Source organism: Paenibacillus sp. FSL L8-0641, assembly GCF_038006265.1.
Lineage (GTDB): Bacteria > Bacillota > Bacilli > Paenibacillales > Paenibacillaceae > Paenibacillus > Paenibacillus polymyxa_D.
The window spans coordinates 5111342-5125293 of the sequence record NZ_JBBOUW010000001.1; the positions used below are offsets into that span (position 1 = coordinate 5111342).

General features: G+C 46.2%; 15 protein-coding genes. 8 read left to right on the top strand and 7 right to left on the bottom strand.

Going from position 1 to position 13952, the window contains the following annotated elements; all coding sequences use genetic code 11:
* Nucleotides 1-93 precede the first annotated feature (93 nt).
* On the top strand, nt 94-753 hold the full coding sequence (locus MKY16_RS23040) for a hypothetical protein (RefSeq protein ID WP_029518561.1): 660 nt from the start codon (nt 94-96) through the stop codon (nt 751-753).
* Nucleotides 734-1093 (top strand): DUF7716 domain-containing protein, encoded by a 360-nt coding sequence (locus tag MKY16_RS23045; protein ID WP_340957159.1) that lies wholly within the window; start codon nt 734-736, stop codon nt 1091-1093. The genes MKY16_RS23040 and MKY16_RS23045 overlap by 20 nt, the downstream gene beginning before the upstream one ends.
* On the opposite strand, the gene MKY16_RS23050 is transcribed toward MKY16_RS23045, so the two are convergent.
* The gene (locus MKY16_RS23050) at nt 1083-2717 is read right to left on the bottom strand and encodes a DUF6138 family protein (RefSeq protein WP_340957161.1); all 1635 of its coding nucleotides are present in this window, start codon (nt 2715-2717) and stop codon (nt 1083-1085) included. The genes MKY16_RS23045 and MKY16_RS23050 overlap by 11 nt on opposite strands.
* 157 nt (nt 2718-2874) lie before the next feature.
* Between MKY16_RS23050 and MKY16_RS23055 the strand changes: the two genes are divergently transcribed.
* Both MKY16_RS23055 and MKY16_RS23060 read left to right on the top strand, forming a co-directional pair.
* A complete protein-coding gene (locus MKY16_RS23055) occupies nt 2875-3651 on the top strand; it encodes an SMI1/KNR4 family protein (RefSeq protein ID WP_340957164.1) in 777 nt (258 codons plus the stop codon).
* Nucleotides 3652-3668: 17 nt separating this feature from the next.
* Entirely contained in the window at nt 3669-5090 is a 1422-nt protein-coding gene (locus MKY16_RS23060) for an SMI1/KNR4 family protein (RefSeq protein ID WP_340957166.1), read from the top strand.
* 68 nt (nt 5091-5158) lie between these two features.
* Here the strand turns inward: MKY16_RS23060 and MKY16_RS23065 are convergent, their stop codons facing one another.
* Nucleotides 5159-5773 carry a TetR/AcrR family transcriptional regulator gene (locus MKY16_RS23065; protein WP_340957168.1) on the bottom strand — a complete coding sequence of 205 codons (615 nt, stop codon included), beginning with the start codon at nt 5771-5773 and terminating at the stop codon, nt 5159-5161.
* Nucleotides 5774-5798: 25 nt separating this feature from the next.
* On the bottom strand, nt 5799-7283 hold the full coding sequence (locus MKY16_RS23070) for a phytoene desaturase family protein (RefSeq protein ID WP_340957171.1): 1485 nt from the start codon (nt 7281-7283) through the stop codon (nt 5799-5801).
* 316 nt (nt 7284-7599) lie between these two features.
* Between MKY16_RS23070 and MKY16_RS23075 the strand changes: the two genes are divergently transcribed.
* Nucleotides 7600-8835 (top strand): PHB depolymerase family esterase, encoded by a 1236-nt coding sequence (locus tag MKY16_RS23075; protein ID WP_340957172.1) that lies wholly within the window; start codon nt 7600-7602, stop codon nt 8833-8835.
* Between the two features lie 296 nt (nt 8836-9131).
* Here MKY16_RS23075 and modB read toward each other — a convergent pair whose 3' ends face one another.
* Both modB and modA read right to left on the bottom strand, forming a co-directional pair.
* Nucleotides 9132-9797: a molybdate ABC transporter permease subunit gene (gene modB, locus MKY16_RS23080; RefSeq protein ID WP_340957173.1), complete on the bottom strand. Its 666-nt coding sequence runs from the start codon at nt 9795-9797 to the stop codon at nt 9132-9134.
* Between the two features lie 3 nt (nt 9798-9800).
* Nucleotides 9801-10661, bottom strand: a complete 861-nt coding sequence (gene modA / locus MKY16_RS23085; protein WP_340957175.1) for a molybdate ABC transporter substrate-binding protein — start codon at nt 10659-10661, stop codon at nt 9801-9803.
* Nucleotides 10662-10931: 270 nt separating this feature from the next.
* Here modA and MKY16_RS23090 point away from each other — a divergent pair, with 270 nt between their 5' ends.
* On the top strand, nt 10932-11894 hold the full coding sequence (locus MKY16_RS23090) for a helix-turn-helix transcriptional regulator (RefSeq protein ID WP_340933505.1): 963 nt from the start codon (nt 10932-10934) through the stop codon (nt 11892-11894).
* 398 nt (nt 11895-12292) lie between these two features.
* Here the strand turns inward: MKY16_RS23090 and MKY16_RS23095 are convergent, their stop codons facing one another.
* Entirely contained in the window at nt 12293-12400 is a 108-nt protein-coding gene (locus MKY16_RS23095; RefSeq protein ID WP_161627035.1) for a putative metal homeostasis protein, read from the bottom strand.
* A gap of 157 nt (nt 12401-12557) precedes the next feature.
* Nucleotides 12558-13004 (bottom strand): hypothetical protein, encoded by a 447-nt coding sequence (locus MKY16_RS23100; RefSeq protein WP_340957177.1) that lies wholly within the window; start codon nt 13002-13004, stop codon nt 12558-12560.
* A gap of 166 nt (nt 13005-13170) precedes the next feature.
* On the opposite strand from MKY16_RS23100, the gene MKY16_RS23105 reads away from it, so the two are divergent.
* Together MKY16_RS23105 and MKY16_RS23110 are read left to right on the top strand one after the other, a co-directional pair.
* Nucleotides 13171-13413: a helix-turn-helix domain-containing protein gene (locus MKY16_RS23105; RefSeq protein WP_029518571.1), complete on the top strand. Its 243-nt coding sequence runs from the start codon at nt 13171-13173 to the stop codon at nt 13411-13413.
* 142 nt (nt 13414-13555) lie between these two features.
* The gene (locus MKY16_RS23110) at nt 13556-13825 is read left to right on the top strand and encodes a helix-turn-helix domain-containing protein (protein WP_039271640.1); all 270 of its coding nucleotides are present in this window, start codon (nt 13556-13558) and stop codon (nt 13823-13825) included.
* The last annotated feature ends 127 nt before the right edge of the window (nt 13826-13952 follow it).

The window sequence follows — 13952 nt, forward strand, 5'->3', positions numbered from 1 at the left end:
GCCCATCTAAGCCATTCTGTTGTTAAGGAATATTATAACATATGAAATATAAAGAGTGCGTTTTTACGATCTTTCCGAAAAGGAGGAACGAACATGGAGCAAAAACGCTTCAAAGATGAATATGGATACAAATATGACTTTAGCGCCGTGATTAGAAGAGGAGAACAGGTAACTGTTCACTGCCCCCGTTGTCAGGGCCAAGCTTTTATTTCCATATCCAAAAAAGACTGTTATTACGTCGTTCGATGTTCTCATTGTTACTACACATATCAGCAGCCCGAATCTTATACATTCTATGCACGCGGCGTATGCAACCATTGCGAACGGTATTTTAATATCGAAATCCATGATGACCGAACGAAACTCCATAAAAATACAAATATAAACTGTCCGCACTGTGAGACACGCAATCAGGTTCCGGTGCATCGTGTGCAATCACGCGAATGGCATACGAACGTGATCCAAAACGGAAAAGACCCTATTTTCCAGCTCCAGCTGTACTTCCTAGATTACTATCGGGGGAAACCTGTCTGGGCTCTTAACCGGATACACCTGAATTACCTGCTCTCCTATATCTCTGCCGAGTTGCGAGAAAAGCCTGCATCCGGTATGATGCGTACGGCTTCCCACTCCATTCCCAGGTACATTAAGGATGCGAAGAATCGCCAGTCCATCTTAAAGATATTACAAAAGCTACAGCATAAGCCAGCGGCTAAGAGAGGAGCCTCCATACATGAGCATACAAACTTTTGACAGCCTTGAAGCACTGGTCCATGCCGTTGACCAAACAGAAATCAATGAATGGGTATTTGCTAATCTGAAACATGTTCAAAGTAATCCGCTCAATTCTACCTATTACATCATTCCCGAGGAAGAATTGTGGGAACTGGAGGATGCCGGTCTCACCGTCACCAATCATCGTGATGAAAGTATACCTGCATCTCTGCCAGACCATCAGGTGCAATCTTGGCTGGAGGTGGCGACTGTACAGGATGTCATTGAAGTGTTACGCCACAGCGGAAGCGAGCTGGATATTGAACGCATTGCGCAAGGACTGCGATATTATCATGAATATGATGCTTTTATGGAATAAGCGTTTCCAGCAGCTCTTTTACCTCAGGGACAGCCTGCTTCAGGCTGTTTTTTAGTTTCTTCGCGCCACCCCATATACGATAAACAAGCACCTCTTGTTCGTAGTTCTCCAGCTTCTTAAGCTCCTCCACCAGTACCTGTGCCTGCTCTACGGTTTCAATTCCGGATGACTTCAGTGGTTTGGCAGACTCGTTGCCTGCCAGTAGAACCCTCGTCCAAACGGGTATCGTGTCCGGTGTCAGTCCGTGTGCGTCAGCAAATACAGCGGCGTAACCGTCCTGTACGGACTGATGTTCACTGTCCACCAGCTTCATATAACGATTCACTAATGGGAAATAGTTCTTTCCTTTTAGGCCCAGTCCCATCACCGCATAGGTTCCCGGCATTGCCGACTTTTCACCGGGCTCTACATCGTTATACCACTTGAACTCTTCCATCACGACCTCAGCATATTCAGCCAGCAACGGATGCAGCGCAGGATATTCAAGTGCATTGGCGAAGAAACGATGCAACGTAGATTTAGCCAACTTGGGTACAGGCAGGTAGTTTTTCACCTTGCTTTTGAACTTCATCCGATATTCCTTGGTAAAGCCCTTTCTTAAAATATCGCATAAATATACGAGTGCTTCTCTATAGCTCTCTTCTTCCTCTGAACGAATCTGAACCTCCAGCGTTTGCAAAATATCATTGGCTTGGCAGATGACTCGCTCACTTGTATATAACGCTGGGATGCTTCCTGATCCGTTCTTAAGCCACTGGGCTGCCTGATCCGAAACCAACTGTGCAGCAATCTCCAAATACTTCTGCCGTGCATCGGCATCGGTCGAGCCCACCCGCATCGCGGTAAGCAGGAACATCTCCATGGCTGGCGCGGGAATTTCCGAAGGGAGAATATCGGGCTTCACTTTATAATCCAGTCCATAGCTTTTTTCCCGATCCGCATACTTCAGCAGAAATTCATCCTCAGCCCAATGCTTTAAGCCACTGCTGAGCTGATACCTCCATGCTTCCTCACGCTTGCGGCTGACCTTCACTTTGGCATCCATTCGATTCAGCAACTCATTCATCCGCTGGGCGTTTACAGGGTACAAATGAGGATCAAGCAAGTGTCTCACTAAGAAGAAATCGTCCTCTTCCTTCGGGATAGCTTTACTGGAAGGGTTGAGCTTCTGCTCTACAAACTGTTGGATAGTGGCTAACAGTTGCTGCCGTTTATCTTCATTTAGGAGTGAGAATGTAAAATGATTGGCCTTATTCTCCAAGACCACTTCCAGATGAAAATCCAGTCGATAACGAAAGAACATGGAGCTGAATTCTTCCGAATTAAATAGCGCCTCTATCTTTTCCTTGAACATAGGCATCCATTCGTCCTGCACCTGCTGCAATGTTACCCCATCTGTAAACCCAGAAATTCCCCTATCCGGTCTACGACGATCCCAATCAAACGGTTCGTGGGTATCCACCCACAGCCCATCCTTCTTACAAGTAACTTTTAAGTATTCATGAATCCCTTCGTGAAGGACGCTTTTGATTTGGAATTCGGCGATGCGCTTTTGCTCAGAAGCGTATGTCTGGTCAATCTCCTCAAAAATTGGACCGATGTAGGCTTGTACCCCTGATGTCATAAGATGTGTTCCTCCTTCGTCCCCTCACAAATTGTAGTTCCTACGGAATTAAGATAGACTAATCTATAACTATTTTATTTCCTGATTATAGCATATCTCTCATTTACTTTTGGACTCTACCCCTATAGATAGAGTGCCGGAAAGCAGGTGTATTCATATGTATTGGGTTTCCACACAACATACGACGGTGGCTGCCGAAGAACTGACAACTTTCGAACATACCTATGGATTAACTTTACCACCTCCCTATGTAGCATTCCTCACCCGCTATGGGCCTGGTACCTTTTGCGGACTGCTGGTGATTGAACCGCCTGATGCTCAACTATTACAATCCTATGCGGATTACGAACTGTGGAGGCATGATGATAACTGTCCGATCACCGTGCAACAGCTAGGCGAGTGCGTGGTCATCGGTAGCTCCATAGATGGGGATTTCCTAGCGGTGCACCCTCAGGTCGAAGGTTTGCTTTGGCTACCGCGACATTCGGAGGTCATTACTAAGAAGCCATTAGATGTTCAGGTTCCATTTACAGATACACTGGAGCATATACTACAGGATGAATTCGGAAGAATAGAGCCATTCCCCCGTTATTTCGAACCTGTCAGTCTGGATAGAGCAGCAACATTTCTACTATTTAATCCACCGGAGACGGCGCAAGCTTGCGGTTCAGCCCATCCGAACGATCAAGCCTTGCAAATAGCTCCAGCATCTATACAGGTATTGGCTCAGCGTTTTAAACAGCATTTTGACTCAAATCTATGGATTGAAAACGAGCATATCTGCATGGCTTTTCTTCAGACTCTAGGCGGATATGTGCGTTTTAACTATGCATATGGACGCGAAGTGGCGATCATTTATGAACCCACAGCGATAGCACTTCGTGATGAAATTCTAGCATTCTTGCAAAAAGAGCATTGCCGGGTTGTAGAGTAAGAGGAGGACAAATACGAATGACAGTACATTTTGAACGAACCTTAGAAAAGCTGGGACAGATCGCCGATCGTCTGAGACAAGGTGGGATGTCTGACGTGGTATACCAATGGTCGAAGGGGATTTCTACAAGTGAACTAACTGAGTTGGAGGAACGGCTGCAGATGCCTTTGCCTGCCTCCCTGTCTGAGTTGATAAAGCGGTGTGGCAGCTTACATTTGCTATGGTGCCTCCCCCAACACTGTATTGTAGCCGATGAACCGGCTTGTTCATATGAAAGCAGTAATGGCCTTGAACAAGAACCGAATATCCTCGACGATATCACAGGAGAATTTGGCTGGAATCATGAGTATATTGGCTATTTTACATCTTATGGGGAAGATACCGACTCAGCAGCGGACGAACAACGATATCTGATCCTTAATTATAATGGTGCGGGTGATCCGATACTGCTTGATATGGCGACATCCGCAACAGAGCCAGCGGTGTTCTGTTATGATCATGAGTTGGATCAGTTTACGCTGCTCGCGGAAAATCTACCTGCCTATATAGAAACCATGCTCACCTTGCACGGACTATGGCTGTGGGATTGGTCTAATGTGTCAGACGAGCATGGCATTCAGCTAAACAGTCCACCACTACAACTGTGGCAACGCTGGTTGGACATGTTTTGTACGATGAAGCTGGAGGACGCGCAGTCGTTGGAGACGTTGATCCATTACACCAGCATGCATGGCGTAGATCATCCTGCTGTGGTGCAGGCTTTTCAAGCCTATGATCCAAAGGATATTTTTCTTGCCTGGGAGCAGCACTGGCAGAACATTCAACATAGCCAGGTTCCATTCTCTACATGGGCCGTTTGGGTAGGGGAGACCGCAGGGGGTGGGGCTGCTGATTGGGTTCGCTCCTTGTGGGAACCGGAAACCGCGCAAGTATGGACATCTTTAGCTCAAAACAATCCCCTACATGCTAAGGGTGCATTTGCGTCCACACGCGCCTATCTGAGCGCCCGCTGCATACCCGAGCAGGAAGGCTTGGTATGTGTTTGCAATCACCTGCTACAGCATTGGGTTGCAGATGGCAAATTAGAAGGATATACCGCTAATGGGCAGCTACAGCATTTTCATTCACCGCAGGTCATTAACTGGATACGGGATAAGGTCAATCATCCGGTCGATGGCTGGGCAGTACTTTTCGCCTACTCTTGTCCTACAGCTGAGCAGGTGATTGAATGGCTATCCAGTAGTGAGCTTCATCAGAAGATTGCAACGGAGGCGCTAGATATTATGATTCATCGGGATCTTCTGCCCGCTCTGGAAGCAGACGCTTGGGCCAATATCTCAGATCTGCTTCTTGCTTCTTTGCAGCTCGTGATGCTCAAAAAAGATAAGCGTCGTATTGAAGCCGTGCTTAAGCAGCTTTCAGATTTGGAGCTTCGTTAATCTTTCGGAAGGGTCGTATACGGATTCACATGTACAGTGATGTGAGGTAAAGAAAGTTAGCCGCTGCCTCAGCGGCTTAACCCCTTGAGGAAAGTATCTATAGTGAATGCGATCAATTCATCATTGGATTTTGCCATAGGAAGTTCAAAATTTAGAAGCAAAGAAGTCAATCCGTGCAGCATGCTCCATATGGATCTGGCGATCAGGCGCTCATCTCCTTGAATGATGTAGCCCTCCTCCATAGCAGCTTTGAGCCCAGCTTCAAGCAGCTCAAAGCCTTTAAAGCGCCCACTGTCTATAAGGCTGACCAAGCTTACAGATTCCAGGTTGCTGATAAACAGAATGTTGTAATATTCCGGGTTAGCTGTTCCAAAACGGACATACGCATCAGATACCGTTTTCAGTGTGTCCAGCGCATTCGATCCCGCTACCCGTGCTTCATCCACACGCTGCTGAAGCGCCTGTAGGAACAAGGTATTTCCTTCTAACAGCAGTTCGCGGACAACGGCTTCCTTATTGGCAAAATAATGATAAATAGTTGTTGGTGAATATTCGATCTGATCCGCAATTTTGCGCATGGAGACTTCAGCATACCCTTGATTCAAGAAAAGCGACCGGGCGGCCTCAATGATTTTCCGGCGGATCTCATTGTTTTCACGTTCTCGGCGTTTGATATGTTTCATGAGTAGATGTACTTGCCCTTTCTGCCTACCCCAATTTGGCGGCGATACGATCAGCTTCCATTATACCCGAGTTCATAACCCCTTGAAACCCGCCCCCAGGCTGTGTCCAGGCCCCTACCAATGATAGACGTTTTACTGCTGATTTGTGCTTGAGCCTTTTTATACCGGACTGCCGAACCGTTTGTGCGTAGCCATAAACAGCCCCGTCGGGATTAGCGGTATAACGCTGCATCGTGCGTGGTGTGCCCAATTCGGCTACCATCACTTTGCTGCTAAAACCCGGATACAGCTGTTCAAGGCATCCCAATATCTGCTGTGTCACGGCTTCTTTTTTGGCTTTGTATTCGGGACGTGCGGCAGGCCAGTTCTCCAATCTGTCCAAAAATGTAATTGCGATGACACCCTTTCCCGGTTCATTGAGCTTAGGGTCCATGGCGTTATAATTCGTGAGCATCCAGTTGCCTTTCGTGTACTGGCCGCTCACCATTACTTCATAATCTGTCTCCGAATCCGGCTCATTACGCAGGATTAAGTCTTCTTCGGTGATGCCAAGCTCATGAGGTTCACATGATAATCCCAGATATAGCTGGGTGAGAGACGTGCCAGTCTCCAAACTGCTGACAGCTTCCAGCTCACGACGGGCAGCATCATGGTTTTCCAGTAGACGGCCATAGGTATGATGGGGACTGATACCAGACACAATCCAGTTGGCTTTATATACATCCCCTTTTTTCAGACGGATACCAGCAGCTTTACCATGTTCGAGTATAATCTCAGATACCTGACTGCGCAGGTGGACTTCTCCTCCCGCTGACTTAATAGCGTCAACCAGTGCATTGGATAAAGCCTGTGCGCCTCCCTCAATGTAATAAGTCCCCTCCATGTGGTAGCCGATCCAGGGAATAAAAAAATACAGGGCCGCAAGTCGCTTTGGAGGCAATCCGTAATAGGCCCACAGCGCGGTGAAAAATTCCGTGAAGCGGTCAGATAACCCAAACTGGCTTACAGCTTCCCAGGTGGTCATTTGCGTCCAGCGGAGAAAGGTCCCAGCTTTGAGCAGGCCAACCGCCTTGCGCCAGGAAGTGAGAGTAGAAAAAGCAGAAAAGCCTGTTTCAAAACGGCGAATGCCCGCGAATAGACTGTCAATGGCTTTCACCTCAGTAGGAAACATGTTCTTGAGGAGCTGCACATACTCCTGAACATCGGACGGAATATCAATGTTCTGGCCTTCCCAACGAATGGAGTAAGGGTGCTTTTTGCGGAGAGGAACAATTCGCTGGTCCGCATTACAGGCCTTCAGCATCTGACCAAAGCTTCCTTCCTCGAGTCCGCCGACACCATGCAAGGAGACATCAAAAGTGTATCCCTTTCTTGTAAATTCAGTTGCGAAACCGCCAGACAGAGTATGGCTCTCAAAAACAGCTGTTCGGTAACCGAGCGCAGAGAGTCTTGCTGCACAGGATAAGCCACCCAATCCTGCACCGATGACAATAACATCATATTGGTTCATGATTTCATCCCCCTTTTTTTAACATCGTTATATAAGTTAACACTGTTAAGTTAAGGAGATTATATACCATAATATTACCGTTGCGAAAGTAAAACTTTTTTAATAAAACATCAAAAAATGTAGCGCTTTCACTTGTCAGATTCCAATGAAGGTGCTATCCTTCAAGTGGGATTGTTACTGAAAAGGCAAAACCCGAGTACACTTGTGTACCCGGAGTTTGCCTTTTTTTAATTTGTATGAATTCCACAGCATACAGTTAACCATCCCGAACATGTAGTAAGCGCTTTAAAAAATGGCACCAAAGGAGATTAATCTCATGCAAAGAAGACGTTTTGCCCTTGTTTTATTATCTTTCGTGTTCCTGCTAACGATCTTTTTCCCATCCTCCAGCTCTGCCGCAGCAGCAACAGATGTCCCAGCGCCACAGGCTACCCTGCTTACACAGGTACAGCCTTTGGGTGAAGTCGTTTCTGCTGTTGTACTGAAATACAGCACCAATATTGACGGGGCATCCTTATCCACGTCTAGCTTTCAGGTTCAATCTGTACTCAATGATGTATATACAGACAGAACCGTGACCGATGTATATACCAATGATACTGGAGCCATCACCAACCGCAGCACTCATGGTAAATATGTTGTGATTGAGCTGGATACGCAAGATAAAAATGCAAGTACCCTTACTTACGATGCAATAAGTGCAGTTAACCGCATCAACACGTTGAATTATATTATTAGTCAAAAGGAGAATATTGCGACTTCAAAGAAAACAGTCATCCCAGCCTCTGCACAGACTGTAAATGCAACAGATAAAATTACACCGATCGTAGACGATTTCCAAAAAAACACCTTTGAAAATAAAGAAGGCTTCAAGCTGAACTACTTTACGTTTGAGCCTAAAGTTGAGCCCGGCAAAACCTACCCTCTGGTTGTATTCCTGCACGGAAACGGCGAACGTGGTGACGGAAACGGAGTAAATTTGCTGGCAAACGCCGGAGCTGTTACTTGGGCTTCTCCTGAGCAGCAAGCCAAACACCCATCCTTCGTAATCGCACCACAAAGCCCGATTGACTTGGAACATAAATTCATTTGGGCGGATGAACCACGCAACAGCGCTGTAGCCGATTTGGTACGTGAAACAGCGTTAAAATACCCAATCGACACCGACCGAATCTATATTGTTGGTATTTCTCAAGGAGCTATGGGCACGTGGAGGTTGCTGGAAAAGAATCTTGACTTGTTCGCCGCAGGTGTACCCATTGCCGGTTTGACCAACTATGAAAAAGCCGTTAACATGTATGCACCTGTCGATCCTAAACACGTTGAAGTACTGAAAAACGTTCCGATTTGGGCCTTCCATGCTGCAGACGACACCACAGTTAGTCCTAAAAACTCGCAAGAAATGGTAGCTGCCATTAAAGCACAAAACGGAAACCTCATTCATTTTACTGAATACGAAGCAGGGATTATCAAACCTACAGGACACTTCTCCTGGGTACCGGCTCTGCAAAATCAGGATATGATTGAATGGCTGTTTGCACAAAAGAAATAAATGTACAGGCCTGTTGATTAACCACTAAATGGTAAAAGGAAAGTCACCCACCTTTCAGTTGGTTTGTACCCTTACAAACCAACTGAAAGGTGGGCGACTCCATGAAAAAGTCTATTACGATCCCAACGATTTTTCAATCCATTCCGCTAGCCTGTGGGGTGGTTCATACGTATTCAGTCCTGCGCAAACAGCTTTATAGTCTAAGGCACTACCTCTGCTTCTTTTACTTCCTCTAGGCTATATTACCTTTACTGCTTTCATTGCCTGCATTACACACATCATTACGCTTCATTTGCTCAAGTCTTCCTTCTCGCAACAAGCAGCATAATAAATGAAATTAAGACAATGGCAATCGTCCACGCCCAGGCCATCGTCTGATTCCCTGCATCGACAGCTACATAGATCGCCGTAGGTACCGTCTGCGTCTTATTCGGAATGTTCCCGGCAATCATCAGCGTCGCTCCAAACTCGCCAAGCGACCGTGCGAAGCCCAGTATCGCGGCAGTCAGCAGTGAAGGATAGGACAGCGGCAGCGTAATGTAGCGAAACATTTGCCATTCGCCAGCCCCTGCCGATCTGGCCGAGTCCTCCAGTGAACGGTCCACCGCATCGAATGCCGTCTTCATTGTCTGATAGACGAGCGGGAATGCCACCACGATAGACGCCAGCACCGCCGCCCACCAGGAGAAGATGACTGACGCGTTGAACAGCCATTCGATCCATTGTCCTAACCAGCTTCGACGTCCCAGAATGACCAGGAGCAGGAACCCGACTACCGTCGGAGGCAGCACCAATGGAAGCATGAAAATGGTCTCCAGCACCAGCTTACCACGTATGCGGCTTCGCCTTATCCAGCGGGCCGCCAGTACTCCTAGGACCAGCACGATCACACAGGACAGAGAAGCGACCTGCAGGGATAGCTGTACCGGAGGCCAAAATTCCGCCCAATTCACAGCAGTCAACAACTATTCCGCCTTACGGAAGCCGTACTTTTCCATCACCTGGAGCGCAGACTCGGTTTGCAAATAATCGTAGAATTGACGTGCATCCTCCTCATGACTTGTGGCAGCTACCAAACCGAGCGGATAGGTAATCGGAGAATGAAGCTTGGAGTCCACTGTTAACGCAATGCGTGTATCCTTCGTGGAAAGTGCATCCGTCTTGTATACGAAGCCCGCATCCGCGTTACCTGTTGCTACGTACTGCAGCACCTGTCGCACATCCTTGGCTTGTACCAGCTTCGGCTCCAATTCACTCCACAGCTTTTGATTCGTTAACGCTTCCTGTGCATATTTCCCCGCAGGCACACTGTCAGGAATGCCAATCGCGACTGTCTTGATGTCTTGTCCCTTCAGGTCATCCAGTTTCTTGAGCGCCACTCCATCCTTAGCAGGAACGACTAATACCAGATCATTCGCGAGCAACGTGCTGCTCTTCTTGACAAGGGCTTTTCCCTCAAGCGCCTTCATGCTGGAGGTAGAGGCAGAGATAAAGACGTCTGCGGGCGCTCCTTGCTCAATCTGACGCTGAAGTGCACCGGAGGCGCCGAAGTTAAAGTTCAGCTTCACATTCGGGTGCTCCCGCTCATATCCGGTCTTAATCTCATTCAGGGCGTCCGTCAGGCTTGCCGCTGCAGAGATCGTCAACTCCACCTGTTGCTGGTCCGGTGCCTTCGTGCCTGCTGTATTCTCCGTTGTTGTTTGTGCTGCTGTTGCCGCCGGCTCTACAGGAGCTGCGGGCGCAGCACTCTGGGAACCGCAAGCAACTAACACCACTAGTGCCCATATAGCTACTAGACTTCCAATCGTAGACTTGATTCTTCTCAAATTCCATCCCCCGTTCAATCATGTTTAGTTATAATTAGATATAAATAGTATAAATTCATATCTCATTATAGCTATGAAGGTAATCCTTGTAAACCACCAAAGAGCAGTTGGCAAGTATCACTTATGCCTGTTTAGAAGCTTGATGTTCCTGACTTTTTCGCCAGCCTCTGTTATGCCAGATGATTTGGTGTACAATATATGAGACACTGTGCATGATACATCACAGAAATTGATACATTTCAATCATACTGTTATTAATGGAGGTCTACTATGAATTCTCCTGTATCCTATACGACTGAGGAAATAGCCAAGCTACTGAAGATATCCAAGCTGACCGTCTATGATCTGATCAAAAAAGGAGAGATCCCCTCGTACCGGGTAGGTAAGCAAATGCGGGTGGATGCCAGTGATCTCGAAGCTTACAAGCAGCGCTCCAAAAGCCAACTGCTGAAGCACGACCCATCACCCACACCCATATCCATGATGATCCCGCCGCATTCGCTATCCGGCGGTTCGACGCAGAACTCCAGTACAGCAGTCATTACTGGCCAGGATATCAGCCTCGACATTCTCGTCAAGCATCTTGAGAGCCAACAGACGTCCATTCGCCCGCTCCGCTCATATGGGGGTAGTCTGGACAGTCTCATCTCTATGTACCAGGGCAAAGCAGACATCGTCAGTACGCATCTGTGGGACGGCGACAGCGGTGAGTATAATTTGCCTTATATTCGCAAAATTCTGAACGGCTTCTCGTACCTCGTCATCCGTCTGTTATCCCGGCAAGCAGGGCTGTATGTCCAGACAGGGAATCCTTATGGTTTGCAGGGCTGGAAGGACTTGGCGCTTCCGGGGCTGCGTTTGGCGAATCGCGAGAAGGGCTCCGGCGCGCGCATCCTGCTCGACGAGCAGCTTCGTCTTCATCACATAGACCGCACTGCCTTGCTCGGATATGAAGACGAATCGACGCATCATATGGCTGTAGCAGGCAAGGTCGCCTCCGGCGAAGCCGATGTTGGTATCGGAATCGAGAAGGCCGCCAGTATTGTGGGGTCCGTGCAGTTTATTCCACTCATTCAGGAGCAGTACGATATCGTCATGCTGCGCACACCAGAGCGACAGGAATGGATTGATCTTATATTGCAGATTCTTCATTCGGACAGCTTCCGGCGGGAACTGGGAGCCATTCAGGGATATGACCTTTCTGAGACAGGAAAGACCTTGCTAGAGACATAGTCCTAAGTACAAAACAACGTTCAGGAACAGTCTTCCTGAGCGTTGGAGTCTATTATGGAACTAAATGTCGCTGTTAATGCTGAACGACTATAATGAAAATCAATGTAGCTTAGCAGGAGTAAGCCTCGGGAGCAGGCTTGCCAAGCGCAGGGAAAATCTCGTCCAACTACTTCAATAGCAAATTGCACATGATATAAAAAGAATATATGAGTTTGGCTCATACAGTTCTAAAAATAAAAGCGCCAGAACGGTTCGAAACCCGCCTGGCGCTATATTTATTGCATCAAAAAAAGGCACCTGCCTTCCTGTGTCCACCATCAGGAGAGCAAGTGCAAAATAAAACGAGGAGACTAAAAAATTTGACACTGATATTGCCATTTGCAGTTAACTTGGAACCTCTAACTCGCGCGCTTCGCAGCTTTGAGCGTTCTCAAAGCTCGTCTACGCGTTACCTTATGAGGACAGCTGGGCTGTCTTCGGGCAGTTGCCACATCTTCTCTCGCCATGTGTACATACCCCACCCTATTCACTTAGGCTCATATTGGGAGTCTGTGCCTAAAGACTTAAATGATTATGATTCTCATTATCATTTAAGATTATATAATTAAATCTACTAGAATGCAAAAGCATTTGGGGAAATATGTACCTTTATTACGGCAGTGTTCATTTCACCCTTTTACGCTTCTGTGTTACATTATATAAATAAGACGAGAACAAAAATTCGAAGCTGAATTTATGTTCGCCATTTTTCCATAGTTCTTTATTCCGAACTAAATCAAAGTCTATATCTTCTCGACATGTGTTCCATAACAACTCGTCTGTAAGAAAACTTAATGCATCCATGTTGCGCAACCGTTCGACTAACTCGGTAATCACATCTATGTCCTCACGTTGTACATATCTGGCAAGAGTGATGCTGCCTGTATCGCCATCAACATATAGATGCGAATGATGTCTTTCCTTTTTTACATGTCGAAGAGTAAGCACGCTATTGTCGATCATCATGACGTAACGGTCCTTGATTAGATAGCCCTCAAAAAGCTCATACATATGCGGAAGATCACAGGGACCAAGAATGACACTTACTTTTTCAAAATTACCTTTGTTCATTTAGATTAGCTCCCTTCACATCTATTAAATCGGTCTTTACTAAAGATTAGATTTGTAAATTTTATAACCTTTTAAGATTAACCTTTGTAGTTATTTTATATCCTTTGAAGATAAACTTCAATAGTTAATGCTATTTCTATTTAAATTTCTATAATGAGGTGTATGTATGGGAATTGTTTTTAAACTTGAAGAATTACTTCGAGAAATCGGGATTACTAAAAATGCTCTCGCTCGTGAGGCAAAAATCAGACCTAATACCATCTATGAGATGTGTAACAATACATCCAAGCGAATCGAATTTAAAACATTTAATACCGTGATGGAAACACTGATTCGGCTCTCTGGTCGTCCATTAACCCTACATGATGTTCTCGAATATATACCTGAGAATGAATCAGAGAAACACTGATACATTCACAGAATAGTCCGCTGCATCTTATATCTCTGCCCCTGGCAGGGATATTTTTTCCCTTGTTATTTAGCATAATTGTTATCATTATTTCAGAGTACGTGTGACTAGAATCTATACTGATAAAGGAGTATTTTCCATCATGAATGTTCATGAGAGATATCATTTTAAACTTGGCGATATTTTAGAAGAACTTGATATTTCCCGAAATAAACTAGCCGTAGAAGCAAAAATACGTCCGGCTACTGTAATAGATATGGTAAATGGCAAAACCAAAAGACTTGAATTAGAAACACTTGTCCATATACTTGATGCTTTGAACAGAATTGCCCATCAACGAAGATTTTCAAGGACTATTACTCTTGCTGATATTATAGAATACATCCCCGAAGATGAAATGGAGAGACAGTGAGACTATAATATGAGAATGAGGATTACTATTAGCCAAGAGGGCATTTCCATGACGAAATAAAAGGTTGCTAAAGCCCTCTTTTCCCCATATTAAAGAAGCGTTGGGACAGCAAGCCCAACGCTTCTTT